Consider the following 17,527-nt stretch of genomic DNA (forward strand, 5'->3'; position numbering starts at 1 on the left):
CCAGGATCAAACTCTCCATTAATTCTTCAAGTCCGTCCATGCTCCTTCGGAATTACTGCTCGCCTTTCCTGCAAGGTTCAGGCCGCTTCCGCACCTCTTAAAGGCGCTTCCGCCATACCTTCCCCTTTCCTTCTTCCTCCCTGTTTAGTTTTCAAGGACCACTACCCGCGCTCAACGCGCAAGTGTAATTGTATCATAGCTTTTTTAGTTAAGTCAACAGGTAATTTTTATTTTTTTTATGGTCCTGCCGGTTACCCTTTTATAGGGCAACCCGGCGGACCCTATTTAGCGAGTGCAGGTTTAAATATACCACAGGGCCAAATGGCTGTCAACAATCAAATTAAGTTTTCGTTAAAAATATATTAAGTTATTCTTCGACGCTCACCAGGGCCGCGGCCACCAGTTTATCCCCCGGCGCTAAACGCATGAGCATTACGCCCTGGGTGGCCCGCCCCATGGTGGAAATGTCGCTGGCCTTGAGCCGGATAATAATCCCCTCGGCGCTGATCACCATGATTTCCTCGTCCGGTTTGACCACCTGCATGGCCACCACCGGGCCGTTGCGCTCGGTCACCCGGGCGCTGATGATCCCCTTGCCCCCCCGGGACTGGAGGCGGTAATCGGATACGGGGGTGCGTTTGCCGTAACCGTTGGCCGTGACTACCAGCACGTCCCCGTCCGGGCGAACGATGTCCATGGCCACCACCGTATCCCCCGGTTCCAGGGTAATACCCTTTACACCCCGGGCGTTGCGCCCGTGGGGATGCACTTCCTCCTCAGGGAAGCGAATAGCCAGCCCCTGGCGCGTGCCCAGGATAATTTCTTCCCGGCCGCTGGTAAGCTTTACCTCCACCAGTTCGTCCTGATCGTCAAGCTTGATGGCGATAATGCCGTCCCGGCGGGAAGTGTCGAACTGCTCCAGCTCCGTTTTCTTCACCACGCCAAAGCGGGTGGCCATGAAAAGATACAGCCCATTGCTGAATTCCCGAACCGGGATAACTGCGGTGATCCGCTCCTGCTGGCCGATATAGATCAGGTTGACCAGGGCCGTTCCCTTGGCCTGGCGCCCGGCTTCGGGAATTTCGTGCACCTTCAGGCGGTATACCTTCCCTCGGTTGGAAAAGAATAGGAAGTAGTGGTGCGTGCTGGTGATAAACAAATGGCGCACAAAGTCCTCTTCCTTGGTGCCCATGGCGGTGATGCCCCGGCCGCCGCGCTTCTGGCTCCGGTAGGTGTCCAGGGGCATGCGCTTGATGTAACCCTGGTTGGTAATGGTGATTACCACTTCTTCTTCCGGAATCAAATCCTCAGCTTCCAGGGTGGTGTCCTCGTCACTGATCACCGTGCGGCGGGGATCGGCAAATTTCTGCCGCATTTCGGTGAGCTCGTCTTTAATAATCTGCAAGACCTTCCGTTCATCGGCCAGCACACCCCGCAGGTAGGCAATCCTGTCCAAAAGCTCTTTGTATTCCTCTTCCAGCTTATCCCGCTCCAGGCCGGTCAGGCGCTGCAGGCGCATGTCCAGAATGGCCTGGGCCTGTTTTTCGGAAAGGCCGAATTTTTCCATAAGGGCATTTTTCGCTATTTCCACCGTCCGGGAGGCCCGGATGGTGTTGATGACCTCGTCAATGTGATCCAGGGCAATGCGCAGCCCTTCCACAATGTGCGCCCGGGCCTCGGCCTTTTCCAGATCAAAGCGGGTGCGCCGGACGACCACTTCCTTCTGGTGCTCCAGGTAATGGCCCAGCATCTGCCGCAGGTTCAATACCTGGGGCTGGCCGTCCACCAGGGCCAGCATGATTACCCCGAAGGTTTCCTGCATCTGGGTATGCTTATAGAGCTGGTTGAGGATCACCCGGGGCTTGGCATCCCGCCGCAGCTCAATGACAATGCGCATTCCTCGCCGGTCCGATTCGTCCCGCAGGTCGGTAATGCCGTCGATTTTCTTTTCCCGGACCAGCTCGGCAATTTTTTCAATCAACCGGGCCTTGTTTACCATAAAGGGCAGTTCGTGAACGATAATGGCGTTCCTGCCCCCGCCAATTTTTTCCATCGTGGCCTGGGCGCGCACCTTAATGGCCCCCCGGCCTGTCTGGTAGGCCTCCCGGATGCCCTGGCGGCCCATAATCTTCCCGCCGGTGGGGAAATCGGGTCCCTTGATTACCTGCATCAACTCCGGGATGGTGATGTCCGGGTTGTCGATCAGCTTGATCACGCCGTCGATTACTTCCCCCAGGTTGTGTGGCGGGATATTGGTAGCCATGCCCACGGCAATGCCCGAGGAGCCGTTCACGAGCAAGTTGGGTACGCGGGCGGGCAATACCGTAGGTTCCTCGGTACTGCCGTCGTAATTGGGGATGAAGTCGACCGTATTTTTTTCAATATCCGCCAGCATGGCCATGGTGATACGGGCCATGCGGGCCTCGGTATAGCGCATGGCCGCCGGAGCGTCGCCATCAACGGAGCCAAAGTTGCCGTGGCCGTCCACCAGGGGATAGCGGCTGGCAAAGTCCTGGGCCATGCGCACCAGGGCATCGTAAATGGCCATATCCCCATGGGGGTGGAACTTGGACATTACTTCACCCACAATGTGGGCGCTCTTGCGGTGGGGACGGTCGGGGGTAAGCCCCAGTTGGTGCATGGCGTAAAGAATGCGCCGGTGCACGGGTTTTAGACCGTCCCGCACATCGGGCAGGGCCCGACCCACGATTACGCTCATGGCGTAATCCAGGTAGGAATGCTTCATTTCCTCGTTGATGTCGATGGGAATTACCTTGCCGATGTTAACGGACAACAATGGTCACCTCAAAAAGTTATTTTTGCTTAGACATCCAGATTGCGCACGGCCCGGGCGTTCTGCTGGATGAACTCCCGGCGGGGCTCAACCCGGTCCCCCATGAGCATGGAAAAGATGGCGTCCGCTTCTATGGCGTCCTCTATGCTCACCTTTAAAAGGGTTCGCTTTTCCGGGTTCATGGTCGTTTCCCAGAGCTGCTGCGGGTTCATTTCACCAAGACCCTTGTAGCGCTGAATGGAAACCCCGTCGCGCCCGATTTCCTTGAGGATTTCCTCCAGCTCGGCATCGCTGTAGGCATACCGGTCAACCTTGCCCTTGCGAATGCGGTACAGGGGAGGCTGGGCAATATAAACGTAACCAGCCTCCAATAGAGGGCGCATGTAGCGATAAAAGAAGGTTAAAAGCAGGGTGCGGATATGGGCCCCGTCCACGTCCGCATCGCTCATGAGCAAGATACGGTGGTACCTGGCCTTGCTCAAGTCGAAGTCTTCCCCAATTCCCGTGCCCAGGGCCGTGATCAGGGCCCGGATCTCCTCGTTGGCCAGGATCTTGTCCATGCGCGCCTTTTCCACGTTCAAGATTTTTCCCCGCAGGGGCAGGATGGCCTGGAACCGCCGGTCCCGCCCTTGTTTGGCCGAACCGCCGGCCGAGTCCCCCTCCACCAGGTACAATTCAGTCCTGCTGGGGTCCCGGTCGGAGCAGTCGGCCAGCTTCCCGGGCAAAGAAGCGCTTTCCAGGGCGCTCTTGCGCCTGGTCAACTCCCGGGCCTTGCGGGCGGCTTCCCGGGCCCGGGCGGCGGTAATGGCTTTGTCCAGTATCCTGCGGGCAATGCTCGGGTTTTCCTCCAGGAAGGTGGCCAGCCCGTCGGCCACCACCGTATCCACAATCCCCCGCACTTCGCTGTTCCCCAGCTTGGTCTTGGTCTGGCCTTCAAACTGGGGCTCCGGTACCTTGACGCTGATCACCGCCGTGAGCCCTTCCCGGATATCCTCCCCTGTGAGGGCCGGGGTGCCGTTTTTTAAGAGGTTGTATTTTCTACCGTAGTCATTGACCACCCGGGTGAGGGCGCTTTTAAAACCGGCCTCATGGGTGCCCCCGTCCACGGTATGAATGTTGTTGACGTAGGAAAACAGGCTTTCCACGTAGCCCTCAGTGTATTGCAGGGCCACCTCCACCTGGACGTTTTCCCGTTCGCCAAAAACATAGATGGGCCGGTTGTGCAGGACTTCTTTATTTTTATTCAGGTAGCGCACGAAATCCCTGATGCCGCCGTCGTGCTGGTAGACGACCTCCTGGTCCGTCCGTTCATCCCGGAAGATAATTTTAATGCCCCGGTTTAAAAAGGACAATTCCCGGAGGCGCTGGCTTAAGGTTTCGTGGTTGAACACCAGCTCTTCAAAGATTTCTGCATCCGGCTTAAAAGAAACCTTGGTGCCCGTGGTCTTAGCCGTGCCAATGGTTTTCAACGAGGTAACCGCTTTCCCCCGTTCGTAACGCTGGTGATAAACGTGCCCGTCCCGGCAAATCTCTACTTCCAGCCACTCGGAAAGGGCGTTTACCACCGACACCCCTACCCCGTGCAGCCCCCCGGAAACTTTATATACGGTGCCGCCAAACTTTCCCCCGGCGTGCAGCATGGTGAGGACCGTTTCCACCGCCGGCAGGCCGGTTTTGGGGTGAATGTCCACGGGAATGCCGCGGCCGTTGTCAATAACGGTCACGCTGTTGTCCTTGTGGACAACCACTTCTATCCGGTCGCAGAAACCGGCCATGGCTTCGTCTATGCTGTTGTCCACCACCTCGTAAACCAGGTGGTGTAGACCCCGGGGACCGGTGCTCCCGATGTACATCCCTGGGCGGCGGCGGACAGCTTCCAATCCTTCAAGAACCTGGATTTCTTCCGCGCCGTAGCGATTGTTCATCTCCTGTTCCAGCAAGGCCGGGACCTCCATTTCTCAAAAACGAGTCTCTTTCCAACGCCTGTCACTAAAATTATAACCTTATTCTGGCATCTTCAGCTAATCTACAGTAAAAATTATCGCTTCCGCCCTTTTCTTTAAGGTGGAACAGGAAATAGGGGATACATATATTTGCTCACGGGTGAGTACATAGGATTTTTCCTTACCCTTTTCCGCGATTATCTGGATCGTCTTTTCGCCCCTGGCAATTTCCAGAAACTCCTGGGTGATGGGTGAGTGCTGTGCGCGCACATTTAATATGGCAATCACATCTTTTTTAGGAATGATCACATCGCCGCCGAGATGTACAAACAAAAATCTAACCCCCTTCATGAAGTACGTGCTCCCGGACGGTTATTAGCCGTCCGGAAAGGCCAGCAATATCCCAACCGGCGGATTGGCTGGTCGTCACGAAAACTTGCGTTTTCTTGCGGATGTGCTCGACCAACTGTTGCCTCCGGTATTGATCCAGTTCGGAAAAAACGTCATCCAGGAGGATGACGGGGTAATCCCCCGCAAAACGCCTTCCCAGTTCCAGCTGGGCCAGCTTCAGGGCTAACACCATGGTGCGCTGCTGCCCCTGGGAGCCAAAGCGACGGACGTCCTGGCCGTTGATGGTGGTGCCCAGGTCGTCCCGGTGGGGTCCAATTAGAGTTTGCCCCCGGGTTACTTCCTCGTCATACCGCCTGGATAATTCCCCCATAAAGCGCTCGCAGATTTCCGTTTCTCCCATTGGCCGTTCCAGGGGGAGGGATGAAAGGTAGGAAAGACCCGCCTTCTCGTCCCTTCCTCCTATTTGGCCGTAAATCTCCCGCACTATGGGTGAAAGCTCCGCCAGCAGGCGGCAGCGCCAGGCAATAATTTTGGCGCCAAAAGCCACCAGTTGCTGGTTCCACGGCTCCAGTTCCTGCCTGGTGCGTTGCTTTACCCTGATCCTCTGCAATAAATTGTTCCGCTGGGCAAGTACCTGCTGGTAGCGGCGAAAACAGGCCAAATAGCCCGCTTGCAGGGGCCCGAGTTCCTGATCCAGCCAGCGGCGCCGCACGGCAGGACTTCCCTTGATCATCAGCAGGTGATCGGGGGTAAACACCACGGGCAGCAGGACCGGGTCCGTAACCCGACCCGTGTTTGTGTTCAGGGGCTTCCTCTGTTTTTTTCCTTCGGCGGTCAGAAAAATAACCGTAGAGTTTTCCTGTTGCCCGGACCGGAAATTTATTTCCACCCGGCAAAAGGAACTGCCCCAGCGGATCATTTCCCTGTCCCGGCTGGTCCGGAAGGAGTGCCCGGTGAAACCAAAAAAAATAGCCTCCAGGAGGTTGGTTTTACCCTGGGCATTACCTCCCGTGATGACATTTATCAAGGGGTCAGGTTGCCAGTGTAACAGGGCATAGCCACGGAAATTTTCCAGACTGATGCGATCTATATGCACCTGATTCCTCCCGGGCTTCTGGCGCCCGCTACTCTTTAGGCGGTTTTGCCGGCAGCAGCAGGGACAGGTAATTCTCCTCCCCTGCCGGCCTTAGTACGGCCGCACTTAAGGAGCCGGTCAATTCCAGGCTCAATTCCTCGCTGCCCATGGCTCGCAGGCTTTCGACCATGTACCGGGCGTTAAACCAGATTTCCAGGGGTTTTCCTTCCACTATCCCGCTTACTTCTTCCCGGATCCAGCCGGCCTGGGTCTGCACGGAAACCACGCAGCCGTTCTCCTGTAGTGAGAATTGTACCACCGGAGTTCCTTCGCGCACAAGCAAGGAGGCCCTTTCCGTCGCCTCCAGTATTTCCCTGGTCGCCAGACGCGTGCGTGTGATGAACTCCCGGGGAATGACCTGTTCGTAAGGAGGATACTGGCCGGCAATTAACCGGGAGGCTATTTGAAGTGTTCCGGTGAGGAAGAAAATATGATTTTCCCCGCAGGCGATGGTTATTTCTTCCTCATCGCCGCCGATTAACCTGGCCACCTCGTTTAAAGTTTTCCCGGGAATGACGACGTTGATTTGTTGTTCCGGTTTCCGTTCCAGCTGAAAGCGGCGCACGGCCAGGCGGTAGGTGTCGGTGGCCACCAGCCGCAGCTGGTCTTCCTCTATCTGCATTAAAACGCCGGTGAAGATGGGACGCGTTTCGTCGCTGGAAACGGCAAAAAGCACCTGCCGTAACATCTCTTTAAGTATATCCTGGGCCAGGGAGAAATTGACTCCTTTTTCCACCGCCGGCAGACGCGGATATTGCTCGGGCTCGAACCCGTGAATGTTTACCTGGGAGGCACCGTAGATAATGGTAGTACTGGTGCTTTCCGGCAGGTTGTTGAACTGGATGGGCACGTCCGGCAGGTAGCGGACCAGATCCGCAATGTACTTGATGGGTAGGACTATCGATCCTTCTCTTTCCGTTTCCACGTTTACCGTGCACTGGATGGTTAGTTCCGTGTCCGACCCGGTGACAGTTAGCTGGTCGCCATGCACTTCAAAAAGGACGCCTGAAAGGATTGGCAGCGGCGAGCGTGGGGATACTGCCTTTTGCACCGTTCCTATGGCATGGGTGAGCGTCGATTTGTTGGTGGTAAATTTCACGGGTTTTCCCTCGCAATCATGATCGAGATCATCTTAATTTCTTTTACAGTAGTACAATATAGTTATGGCTGTGCACTTGTGGATAAGTACCGCTTTCTTTGGAAGACGGGTTAATAAATATATTTCTTGTCCTGTGGATAAATCCTTGTTAATTTTCAACCGGTTGTGATTGAACCGTAACTTGATTGATCAAACTCCTGGGGCCTGGTTGCGTTCAAATACCGCTATACTTCTTCTTTAATTTTTTGTCTTATTTCTTTGATGGCTTCTTCCAGCAGTGTGTCGGTAGCCATCTGGGCACTTATCTTCTCGCAGGCATGAAGTACTGTGGTATGGTCCCTTCCCCCGAAGGCGTCCCCGATTTGCGGCAGGGAGAGATCCGTTAACTCGCGGGTCAGGTACATGGCGATCTGGCGGGGAAAGGCCACGTTGCGGCTGCGCCTTTTGGACTTGAAATCGTCCGGTTTAAGACCGTAATAGGCGGCTACCTTTTCCTGGATTAACTGCGCCGTAATTTGTTTGGGCGACTTTCTTGGCAGGATGTCCTTCAGGATATCCCGGGCCAGCTGGGTGGTGATTTGCTGCTTGTACAGGGAGGCGTAGGCCACCACCCGGATAAGCGCCCCCTCCAGCTCACGTATGTTGGACGTGATTTGTTGCGCTATGTATTCCAGTGTTTCGTCGGGTACGTTGACGTTGTCCAGGTGGGCCTTTTTCCTCAGAATGGCAATTCTCGTTTCCAGGTCCGGCGGTTGGATGTCTGTTATCAGGCCCCATTCAAAGCGCGAGCGCAGCCGGTCTTCCAGCGTTGGTATTTCCTTGGGCGGCCGGTCGCTGGAAATGACAATTTGTTTGTTGGCTTCGTATAAAGTATTAAAAGTATGGAAGAATTCTTCCTGGGTGCGTTCCTTTCCGGCCAGAAATTGGATGTCGTCAATGAGCAGAACGTCCATGCCCCGGTACTTGTTGCGGAATTCCACCGCCCGCTTTTCTGCGATGGCATTGATCAGCTCATTGGTGAACTTTTCTGAAGTAACGTAAACTATACGGTTTTGGGTGCCCCGCTTCAGGATGTAGTGGCTTATGGCGTGCATCAGATGTGTTTTCCCCAGCCCAACCCCCCCGTAAATGAACAGGGGATTATAGGTTTCCGCTGGAGATTCGGCTACTGCCAGGCAGGCTGCATGGGCGAACCGGTTGCTGTTGCCCACCACGAAGGTATCAAATGTATAACGGGGGTTGAGGGTGCATGTTTCCGTGGCCACGGAAGGCGTTGATTTGCGTATTCTGTTGAGCAATCTTTCATTAACTTCTTCGGCGGGTAAAAATTGTACTTCGATTTCGTCCCTGGTGATTTCCTGCAGGTAATTTTTGATTATGGACGCATAGCGGGTGACCAGCCAGTCCCGGTAAAACTGGTTGGGGACCTGGATGAAAAATGTGCTCCGGTGAAACCCCAGGGGGAGAACCGATTCCTGCCAGATCTCATAGGTTTCGGCATCCAGACGCGGCTGGATATGGGCCAGGAGTTCGTCCCAAATCTCGGAGATATGAGTTTTTACCATATGAGGTGACCCCCACGCTCACAGTCGTTAATTAAAAATTTAAAAAAAGCCTCCGTAAACGACTTGACGGGGCTTGTCCCTTGGATTTTTTAGCATAAATATCGACAGCTTTATGCCCAACTTTACCCACAACCTGTGGATAATTTTTTCTCCGGTTGCTGGCGATTCAATGATATCAAATTTGTCGGTGCTAATCAACCGATAAAATGGCATCCTGTGGATAATTGTGTATATTGTGGACGGGCTATTGCCGTCCAGGGTTTTTTCTTGACTTAGGAAGGGTTTTTCCTATATAATAACTTGTGATGTGTCTGGTTTTTCCAGTCCGGGATGGTGGTGAGGAGGTGTGATGGGTTGAAGCGCACTTATCAGCCGAAAAACAGGAAGCGCAAAAAGATTCACGGATTTTTAAAGCGCATGTCCACCAGGGCAGGCCGCAATGTAATTAAGAGGAGAAGGCTGAAGGGAAGAAAAAGACTTACCGCATAAGGCCGCTTAATAAAAAGGTGGCCTTTTCGTAATTTGGTCGGGTGGTTTTGTGAGCGGGATTGATCCGTGGTCATGGAGATTTTAAAAAAGAAAAAAGATTTTCAACGGGTTTACCGGCGGGGTCATTCCGTGGTCAGCGGTGCCCTGGTGTTGTATTTATCCCGTAATCGAGGACGGGGCCGGCGCTTTGGTTTTTCCGTGAGTAAGAAAACGGGCAAGGCTGTTGTCCGGAACCGCGTACGCCGTGTTTTGCGCGAGATCTGCCGTCTCAATGAGGATTGGTTTCCACAAGATCATGATGTTGTGATCATCGCCCGCAGGGAGGCCGTGGGGAAAAACTTTCATGACCTGGCGGGACAGCTTTATAATCTAGCCCGGCGGGCCGTTCGCAAGATGACGCCGAAAGGTTGATCGCCCATGCGCGCTCTGGTTATCGCCGGACTGCGTTTTTACCAGCGTTTTATTTCGCCTTTAAAGCCGCCCAGTTGTCGCTTTTACCCTGTATGTTCCGAGTATGCCGTACAGGCCGTGGCTAAATACGGTGTGGCCCGCGGTTTGCTTTTAGCCCTGTGGCGTCTTTTGCGCTGCCATCCCCTTTGCCGGGGTGGCTATGATCCGGTTAAATAAGCAAGGAGGGGATGGTTTGTTTCAAGCTTTAGTTGATGGCATGACCGCTCTGTTAAACTGGCTGTATCACCTTACAGAGCTGGCTCATGTGGCAAATTACGGCCTGGCGATCATTTTACTTACCATTCTCATTAAGATTGTCCTTTACCCCCTGTCCGTCAAACAGATGCGCTCTATGGTGATCATGCAGCAACTGGCGCCCAAGGTTAAGGAGATTCAGGAGCGCTACCGCAATAAAGATCCCCAGAAGATGCAGCAAAAAATCATGGAACTGTACCGGGAACATAATGTAAACCCTATGGCCGGGTGCCTGCCCCTTTTGATTCAGATGCCCATTTTAATTGCCCTCTATCGCGCGCTTTTGCACTTTAATTACGCGGATCCTGCCCATGCCCGGTTCTTGTGGGTGAAAAATCTCAGTCAGGTGGGAGATCCTTATTTTATCCTCCCCCTTTTAGCCGGTTTGACTACCTATGTCCAATCGCGCATGACCACCAACATGACCGATCCCACCCAGCGCACCATGCTGATCGTCATGCCCATCTTTATTGCCTGGATTAGTGCTACCGTACCTGCAGGCCTGGCTTTATACTGGGTGATTTTCAATGCCGTTGGTATTGTCCAGCAGTATTTTGTGAACAGGCATACCCAAGGTTTGAAGGAGGCGCTAAACACCGGTGGAGGGAGTAGAGAAAACCGCTAAAACAGTGGACGAGGCGGTTTCCCTGGCGCTGGCTCAACTGGGAATTTCCCGCGAAGAAGCGGAAATTGAGGTTTTAGAGGAACCTTCCAGGGGTTTTTTGGGCCTGCTGGGCTCGCGACCGGCTCGGGTCAGGGTACGGGTCAAGGATACGCCATCGCGCCGGGCAAAGGAATTGCTCGATAAGCTTCTAGGGGCCATGAACCTCCCCGTAGACATGGCCATCGAGGAAAAGGAAAATAATGTGTTCATTGATATAGAGGGACGGGATGTGGGCATACTGATCGGCAGGAGGGGAGAAACCCTTGATGCCCTCCAGTACCTGTTAAATCTTTACGTCAACAAGAACAAAAGCCAGCGCTGCAAGGTATTTCTGGACGTGGAGGGGTACCGCCGGCGGCGGGAGGAAACCCTGCAGCGTCTGGCCCTAAAACTGGCCGAAAAGGCCAAACAGCGAGGCCGGAATGTGGTCCTGGAACCGATGACTTCCCATGAGCGCAGAATCATCCATACTGCCCTTCAGGGAAGGGACGATATTTATACCTACAGCGAAGGCGAGGAACCTTACCGCAAGATAATCATCTCCCCCAAAAAATAATAGTTTTCTCTGCCGTAGACCCAGCCGGTCTTAGCCGGGCTGGGTTTTTTCAAATGGTGGTGGTTTACCGTGTTGAATGATACCATTGCAGCCATTGCCACTCCCCTTGGCGAAGGGGCCATCGGTATCGTGCGTGTTTCCGGTCCCGGGGCCGTTGCCATAGCCGAAAAATTGTTTGTCAGCCGCACGGGCGCGGACTGGCGGAAGCAGGGCAGCCATCGCCTGTTTTACGGTGTGGTGGTGGATCCGGCCACCGGTCAGCCGGTGGATGAGGTTTTGCTGGGGGTGATGTATGCCCCCCGGACTTTTACCCGGGAAGATGTGGTGGAGTTTAACTGCCACGGGGGTATCGTGCCCCTGCGGCGGACCCTGGAACTGGTGCTGCAACACGGCGCCAGGCTGGCCGAGCCCGGCGAATTTACCCGGCGTGCTTTTTTGAACGGCCGCCTGGATCTGGCCCAGGCTGAATCCATTCTGGATATTATCCGGGCAAAAACGGAGGATGGCCTTGCGGTGGCCATGTCTTTGCTGGCCGGGGAGCTTTCCTCCCGGGTACGTGCCTTCCAGGATCAGTTGTTGGGCCTGGTGGCCCGGGTGGAGGCAAGCATCGACTTTCCCGAAGAGGGGATTGAAGAGGCCACCCGCGAGGATATGGTGAAATCGGTGCGCGCCGTCATGGGCGAGCTGGAGGAGCTCCTCCGGCAGGCCCGGTACGGAAAGGTTTACCGGGAGGGATTGCGCACTGTCATTGTAGGCCGGCCCAATGTTGGTAAATCATCCCTGCTCAACTCCCTCCTGCGGGAAAAACGGGCCATTGTTACCGAAATCCCCGGCACCACCAGGGATATCATCGAGGAAATGGTAAATATCCGGGGTATACCCATTCGCCTGGCCGATACGGCCGGGCTGCGGAATACCGACGACATTGTGGAAAGGATCGGCGTGGAGCGTTCCAGGGATCTGGTAAAAATGGCCGACCTGGTGCTGGTGGTTCTGGACGCCAGCACGGGATTGACGCCCGAGGACCGTTCCGTCCTTGAGCTGGTGCGGGAGCAGGCGGGGATCGTTCTGGTGAACAAAAGCGATATTGGCGATGGTGAGGCCCTGGCGCGGCAGGTGGGCCGGCTTTTCCCGGACAAGCCCGTAAAGGTGATCTCGGTAAAGACCGGCGAGGGACTGGACCAGCTGGAAGAGGCCATCGAAAAAATGGTTCTCGACGGCCGGGCGGTGACCTCACAACTGCCCCTGGTCAGCCATGTCCGCCACAAGCAGGCCCTGGCGCGCTGCTACGAACACCTGCAGGAAGTGCTCCGCGCTTTATCAGCCGGCGAAAACCTGGATTTGGCGGCCATTGATTTGAGGGCCGCCTGGGAAGCTTTGGGCGAAATTACCGGCACCACGGTTGCCGAGGATATCGTGGATCGGATTTTCCGGGATTTCTGTATAGGGAAGTGAGGTCTGGTTTGCGTGGAATACCTGGCAGGAAAATATGATGTGATCGTTGTGGGGGCGGGCCATGCCGGCTGTGAGGCAGCCCTGGCCGCGGCCCGCATGGGCTGCCGCACCCTGGTCCTGACGTTAAATTTGGATAATATAGCCCTGATGCCCTGTAACCCGGCCGTGGGCGGGCCGGCCAAGGCCCAGTTGGTGCGGGAGGTGGATGCCCTGGGGGGCGAGATTGGGCTCAACACCGACCGTACGGCCATTCAGATGCGCCTGTTAAATACCGCCAAGGGGCCGGCGGTGCGGGCCCTGCGGGCCCAGGCTGATAAGAAGCGCTACCAGTGGAGCATGAAGAAAGTTTTGGAAAACCAGGAGCGCCTGGACGTGAAGCAGGTCCTGGTGGAGCGTTTACTGGTGCGGGGCACTCGCGTGGAAGGGGTCGTGGGAACTACCGGAGCCAAGTTTCTGGCTCCGGTGGTGATCCTAACCACCGGGACCTATCTGAACGGCCGCATCATTATTGGTGACCTGGCCTATACCGGCGGTCCCAACGGCCAGTTTGCCGCCGTGGGATTGTCCGATTCCCTGCGGGAGCTGGGGCTGGAACTGGGCCGCTTTAAAACCGGCACTCCCGCCCGGGTGGACCGGCGGACCATAGATTTTAGCAAGCTGACCATCCAGCCGGGGGACGACCGCCTGCTGAACTTTTCATTTGTTTCCCCTGTGACCCGCCGGGAGCAGGTGCCCTGCTGGCTTACCTATACCACCGAGGAAACCCACCGCATTATCAGGGAGAACCTTCACCGCTCTCCCCTGTTCAGCGGTTTCATTAAGGGGACGGGTCCCCGCTATTGCCCTTCCATTGAAGACAAGGTCGTGCGATTTGCCCACCGTCCCAGCCACCAGGTGTTCATTGAGCCAGAGGGTCTGGATACGGTGGAAATGTACGTGCAGGGCATGAGCACCAGCCTTCCCGAGGATGTCCAGCTGGCCATGCTGCGCTCATTGCCCGGCCTGGAAAAGGTGGAGATTATTCGCCCGGGCTATGCCATCGAGTATGATTATCTCATTCCCACCCAGTTGAAGCTTTCGCTGGAGTGCAAGACCATAAGCGGTTTGTTCAGCGCCGGGCAGATTAACGGCACTTCCGGGTACGAAGAGGCAGCCGCCCAGGGCATTATCGCCGGCATTAACGCCGCCCGTTTCATCCAGGGTAAAGACCCGCTGATCCTGTCCCGCTCTGAAGCTTATATTGGCGTGCTGATCGACGACCTGGTCACCAAGGGTACCAACGAGCCCTACCGCATGCTTACCTCCCGGGCCGAATACCGTTTGCTTTTGCGCCAGGACAATGCTGACCTGCGGCTCACGGAAAAGGGTTACGAGGTGGGACTGGTAACTCCCGAACGGTACCGGGTCTTTGAAAAAAGGCGGCGCCTGATTAATGAAGAAGTTGACCGTTTGCGTCGCACCATGGTCGCGGTGGACGAAAGGGTGCAGGCGATACTGGAAGAGGCCGGCAGTTCCCCGCTGCAACAGGCTGCTTCGCTGGCCGCGTTATTGCGCCGGCCCGAGATTACCTACCGGCATATTAAGGAAATCGATCCGGAAGCCCCCGGGCTGCCTGAGGATGTGGAAGAAGAAGTGGAGATCCAGATTAAGTATGAAGGCTACATTAAAAAGCAGCAGGCCCAGGTGGACCGGTTTGAAAAGCTGGAAAACCGGCGTATCCCCGATGACATAGACTACTCTGTCATCAAGGGGCTGGCCACCGAGGCAAGGCAAAAGCTGGAGCAAATTCGACCCCGTTCCATCGGCCAGGCTAGCCGCATATCCGGGGTCAATCCCGCCGATATCGCCGTGCTCCTGGTGTACCTGGAGAGCCGCCACCGGGCGCAAAAGGCAGGAGAAGGTAATGAAAGACTATAGTAGCCATCGCCCATGGCCAATATCGTGCCTTTTGCGGCTTTTTAAGGGGGTAGTGCCGTTTGCATGAATTCAAGCGGTTGCTTCGTGACGCCGCCGGCGCTTTGGGCCTTTCCCTGACGGAAGCCATGTGTGAACGTTTTTTTCTTTATTACCGTTTGTTGATCGAGTGGAATGAAAAGTTTAATTTAACCTCCCTGGTGGAGCCCCGGGACGTGGCCATAAAGCATTTTATAGATTCTTTGACCTGCCTGCTGGTCCACAGCCCCGCTTATGGTGCAAGGGTCGTTGATATAGGAACCGGTGCGGGCTTTCCCGGTTTGCCGGTGAAAATAGCGCGCGGCGATCTGCACTTCACCCTGATTGAGTCGACGGGTAAAAAGGTTGCGTTTTTGCGCCACGTGGCCGGTGCTTTGGGTATGGCGTATATGGATTTGGCCTGCGGCCGCGCCGAGGTACTGGCCCGTCATGACCGTTACCGGGCCTCCTTTGACCTGGCTCTTGCCCGGGCGGTAGCTCCGCTGCCCGTTTTGCTGGAATATGCCCTTCCCTTTTTAAAAATGGGAGGTCATTTTATTGCCTTAAAGGGCCCGGCGGTACAGGAGGAACTGCCTGCTAGCAGCAATGCCTTGAATGTTCTGGGTGGTAATCTAAAGGTGGTTAAAACAATTTTTTTACCTTTAACCGGTGACGAGAGGAAACTGGTCTTAATTGAAAAAACAGAACCCACCCCGGAAAAATTTCCGCGGCGGCCGGGCATCCCGCAGCGCCGTCCGTTATAGTTTGTTCTGCGGTATCCTTGATTATAAAAATTTGTTTATCATACATACATAAACTAATGCGTGGTGGGGCAACTTAAATATTGGAGGTGAGGAGCCTTATGCCACAACAAATTAAATGTTCGGTTTCGGAGTGCCAGTACAACAGCGATTTGGCATGCGACGCTCCAATGATTCAGGTGGACCGCAACGGTGTAAGCAAGGCCAGTCATTCTCCTCAAACAAAATGTGAAACTTTTAAACCACGGGGTTAACACCGGGAATGGCCGCTGTTTTAGACAGCGGCCATTTTCTTGCAGGAACAGCCGCCGGTTCTGTTGAATATTTGCCCACATGAACCAGTTGAAGGAGTGGTTATCGTTGGGAAAGACCATTGCCATTGCCAATCAAAAAGGAGGTGTGGGCAAAACAACCACGGCAGTTAATCTAGCGGCATGGCTTTCCCTTATGGGAAAACAGGTCCTTTTAGTGGATGTTGATCCCCAGGGCAATGCCACCAGCGGCCTTGGCATTGATAAAGACCGGCTGCAGCTTTGCATTTACGATGCCATCATTGGCGGGCGGGATCTGGCCGATGTTTTTGTGGACTCCTCCGTGCCGGGTTTAAAAATAGTCCCGGCCACTATTGAGCTGGCCGGTGCCGAAATTGAGCTTGTATCCATGGCCGACCGGGAGCGCGTCCTGCGCAAGATAATTCAACCAGTACGGGAGCGATTTGATTTTATTTTTGTGGATTGTCCTCCTTCCCTTGGTTTACTTACCCTTAATGCCCTGGCAGCCGCAGACTCGGTTTTAATTCCCATTCAATGCGAATATTATGCTCTCGAGGGGGTTGGTCAGTTAATGAATACCATTCACCTGGTCCAAAGACGTTTGAACCCCCAACTGGAGCTGGAAGGCATATTGTTGACCATGTTTGACGGGCGGACCAACCTGAGCATTCAGGTGGTGGAAGAGGTAAAGAAATTTTTCCCGGGCAAAGTTTATAAGACCATAATTCCCCGCAATGTTCGCTTGAGTGAGGCCCCCAGTCACGGGCAGCCGATCATGATTTACGATCGCCGTTCCCGTGGGGCGGAGGTTTATCATGAGCTGGCTAAGGAAGTGATGGGCGTTGAGTAAAAAACGCGGTCTTGGCAGAGGGCTGGGCGCTTTAATCCCAGTGGTGCAATCTGAAGGTGAGGGTTCGCTGCAGGAGATCCGGGTGGACGATGTGCAGCCAAACCCCCGCCAGCCACGCCAGGCCATTGATCAGGAAAAAATTCAAGAGCTTGCGCTTTCCATCCGGGAGCACGGCGTTGTCCAGCCCATTGTGGTTCGGCCCATTCCCGGCGGCAAGTATGAGATCATAGCTGGAGAGCGTCGCTGGCGGGCCTGCCGCATCCTGGGCATGGAGTATATCCCGGCCGTTATCCGGGATTACGGCGATCTGGAGGCTTCAGCCATTTCCTTGATTGAAAATGTGCAGCGGGAAGACTTGAGCCCGCTGGAAGAAGCGATGGCCTACCGCAGGTTAATTGACGAGTTTGGGCTTACCCAGGAAGATATCGCCAGGCTGGTGGCAAAAAGCAGGCCTTTTATTGCCAATACCCTGCGTTTATTGAGCCTTCCCCCGGAAGTACAGGAAATGCTCAACGCGGGTCTGATTACAGCCGGCCATGCCCGGGCCATCCTTTCCCTGGATGATGCGGCCACCCAAATTGCCGCGGCCCGGGAAGTGGTTTCTGGTGGTTTAAATGTTCGTGAGACCGAGGAGCTGATCCGCCGTTTTTCCGCCGGAGATGATAAAAACCATTTGTCTGCCCCAAAACAGACATCTCCTTTTTCCCGTAGTAATGATGAGGAATTGGAATCTATGGAGGATATGCTTGGTGGTGCTCTGGGTACAAAAGTGCGTATCCGTTCCCGGCGGGGTGGCCGGGGAGTTATTGAAATTACCTTTGAGAGCCGGGCACAGTTGGATGAAATTATTAACCTGCTTATGAATTGATTTATTTTTTATTTTAGTTCTTGCAACAGGTCAATGAAACAATTTAAGGGTTTTAAAAATGTTTCACGTGTTACATGACGGTGAAACA

Annotated in this window: 18 protein-coding genes; 12 read left to right on the forward strand and 6 right to left on the reverse strand. The window is 54.7% G+C overall.

What is annotated here, in order from left to right:
- Positions 1-366, forward strand: a 366-nt coding sequence (locus J2Z49_RS00005; protein ID WP_307398684.1) for a hypothetical protein, incomplete at its 5' end; no start/stop codon positions are given.
- Between the two features lies 1 nt (position 367).
- Here the strand turns inward: J2Z49_RS00005 and gyrA are convergent.
- From gyrA to dnaA, 6 genes are all read right to left on the reverse strand, one after another.
- Positions 368-2,794, reverse strand: a complete 2,427-nt coding sequence (gene gyrA, locus J2Z49_RS00010; protein WP_307398686.1) for a DNA gyrase subunit A — start codon at positions 2,792-2,794, stop codon at positions 368-370.
- 29 nt (positions 2,795-2,823) lie between these two features.
- A complete protein-coding gene (gene gyrB / locus J2Z49_RS00015; RefSeq protein WP_307399135.1) occupies positions 2,824-4,719 on the reverse strand; it encodes a DNA topoisomerase (ATP-hydrolyzing) subunit B in 1,896 nt (631 codons plus the stop codon).
- Between the two features lie 96 nt (positions 4,720-4,815).
- Positions 4,816-5,070 (reverse strand): extracellular matrix regulator RemB, encoded by a 255-nt coding sequence (remB, locus tag J2Z49_RS00020; RefSeq protein WP_307398688.1) that lies wholly within the window; start codon positions 5,068-5,070, stop codon positions 4,816-4,818.
- A 4-nt stretch (positions 5,071-5,074) separates the two neighbouring features.
- On the reverse strand, positions 5,075-6,184 hold the full coding sequence (gene recF / locus J2Z49_RS00025) for a DNA replication/repair protein RecF (RefSeq protein ID WP_307398690.1): 1,110 nt from the start codon (positions 6,182-6,184) through the stop codon (positions 5,075-5,077).
- Between the two features lie 28 nt (positions 6,185-6,212).
- Positions 6,213-7,322: a DNA polymerase III subunit beta gene (gene dnaN, locus J2Z49_RS00030; RefSeq protein WP_307398692.1), complete on the reverse strand. Its 1,110-nt coding sequence runs from the start codon at positions 7,320-7,322 to the stop codon at positions 6,213-6,215.
- Positions 7,323-7,546: 224 nt separating this feature from the next.
- On the reverse strand, positions 7,547-8,887 hold the full coding sequence (dnaA, locus tag J2Z49_RS00035) for a chromosomal replication initiator protein DnaA (RefSeq protein ID WP_307398694.1): 1,341 nt from the start codon (positions 8,885-8,887) through the stop codon (positions 7,547-7,549).
- 354 nt (positions 8,888-9,241) lie between these two features.
- On the opposite strand from dnaA, the gene rpmH reads away from it, so the two are divergent.
- The 11 genes from rpmH (at position 9,242) to J2Z49_RS00090 (ending at position 17,439) form a co-directional block, all read left to right on the forward strand.
- Entirely contained in the window at positions 9,242-9,376 is a 135-nt protein-coding gene (gene rpmH, locus J2Z49_RS00040; protein ID WP_013824550.1) for a 50S ribosomal protein L34, read from the forward strand.
- Positions 9,377-9,448: 72 nt separating this feature from the next.
- The gene (gene rnpA, locus J2Z49_RS00045) at positions 9,449-9,787 is read left to right on the forward strand and encodes a ribonuclease P protein component (RefSeq protein ID WP_307398698.1); all 339 of its coding nucleotides are present in this window, start codon (positions 9,449-9,451) and stop codon (positions 9,785-9,787) included.
- Positions 9,788-9,793: 6 nt separating this feature from the next.
- Positions 9,794-10,003 carry a membrane protein insertion efficiency factor YidD gene (gene yidD / locus J2Z49_RS00050; protein ID WP_307398700.1) on the forward strand — a complete coding sequence of 70 codons (210 nt, stop codon included), beginning with the start codon at positions 9,794-9,796 and terminating at the stop codon, positions 10,001-10,003.
- Between the two features lie 16 nt (positions 10,004-10,019).
- The gene (locus J2Z49_RS00055) at positions 10,020-10,706 is read left to right on the forward strand and encodes a YidC/Oxa1 family membrane protein insertase (protein WP_307398702.1); all 687 of its coding nucleotides are present in this window, start codon (positions 10,020-10,022) and stop codon (positions 10,704-10,706) included.
- The gene (gene jag, locus J2Z49_RS00060) at positions 10,681-11,301 is read left to right on the forward strand and encodes an RNA-binding cell elongation regulator Jag/EloR (protein ID WP_307398705.1); all 621 of its coding nucleotides are present in this window, start codon (positions 10,681-10,683) and stop codon (positions 11,299-11,301) included. The genes J2Z49_RS00055 and jag overlap by 26 nt, the downstream gene beginning before the upstream one ends.
- 69 nt (positions 11,302-11,370) lie before the next feature.
- Positions 11,371-12,756: a tRNA uridine-5-carboxymethylaminomethyl(34) synthesis GTPase MnmE gene (gene mnmE, locus J2Z49_RS00065; protein WP_307398707.1), complete on the forward strand. Its 1,386-nt coding sequence runs from the start codon at positions 11,371-11,373 to the stop codon at positions 12,754-12,756.
- Between the two features lie 12 nt (positions 12,757-12,768).
- Complete coding sequence (gene mnmG / locus J2Z49_RS00070; protein WP_307398709.1) at positions 12,769-14,673, forward strand: tRNA uridine-5-carboxymethylaminomethyl(34) synthesis enzyme MnmG; 1,905 nt, start codon at positions 12,769-12,771, stop codon at positions 14,671-14,673.
- Positions 14,674-14,732: 59 nt separating this feature from the next.
- Positions 14,733-15,452 (forward strand): 16S rRNA (guanine(527)-N(7))-methyltransferase RsmG, encoded by a 720-nt coding sequence (gene rsmG, locus J2Z49_RS00075; RefSeq protein WP_307398710.1) that lies wholly within the window; start codon positions 14,733-14,735, stop codon positions 15,450-15,452.
- Between the two features lie 98 nt (positions 15,453-15,550).
- Positions 15,551-15,703 carry a DUF1540 domain-containing protein gene (locus J2Z49_RS00080; protein WP_307398712.1) on the forward strand — a complete coding sequence of 51 codons (153 nt, stop codon included), beginning with the start codon at positions 15,551-15,553 and terminating at the stop codon, positions 15,701-15,703.
- A gap of 106 nt (positions 15,704-15,809) precedes the next feature.
- Entirely contained in the window at positions 15,810-16,571 is a 762-nt protein-coding gene (locus J2Z49_RS00085; RefSeq protein ID WP_307399138.1) for a ParA family protein, read from the forward strand.
- Positions 16,564-17,439, forward strand: a complete 876-nt coding sequence (locus J2Z49_RS00090; protein WP_307398714.1) for a ParB/RepB/Spo0J family partition protein — start codon at positions 16,564-16,566, stop codon at positions 17,437-17,439. Before J2Z49_RS00085 ends, J2Z49_RS00090 begins: the two co-directional genes overlap by 8 nt.
- The last annotated feature ends 88 nt before the right edge of the window (positions 17,440-17,527 follow it).

This window comes from Desulfofundulus luciae (assembly GCF_030813795.1).
GTDB classification, from domain to species: domain Bacteria; phylum Bacillota; class Desulfotomaculia; order Desulfotomaculales; family Desulfovirgulaceae; genus Desulfofundulus; species Desulfofundulus luciae.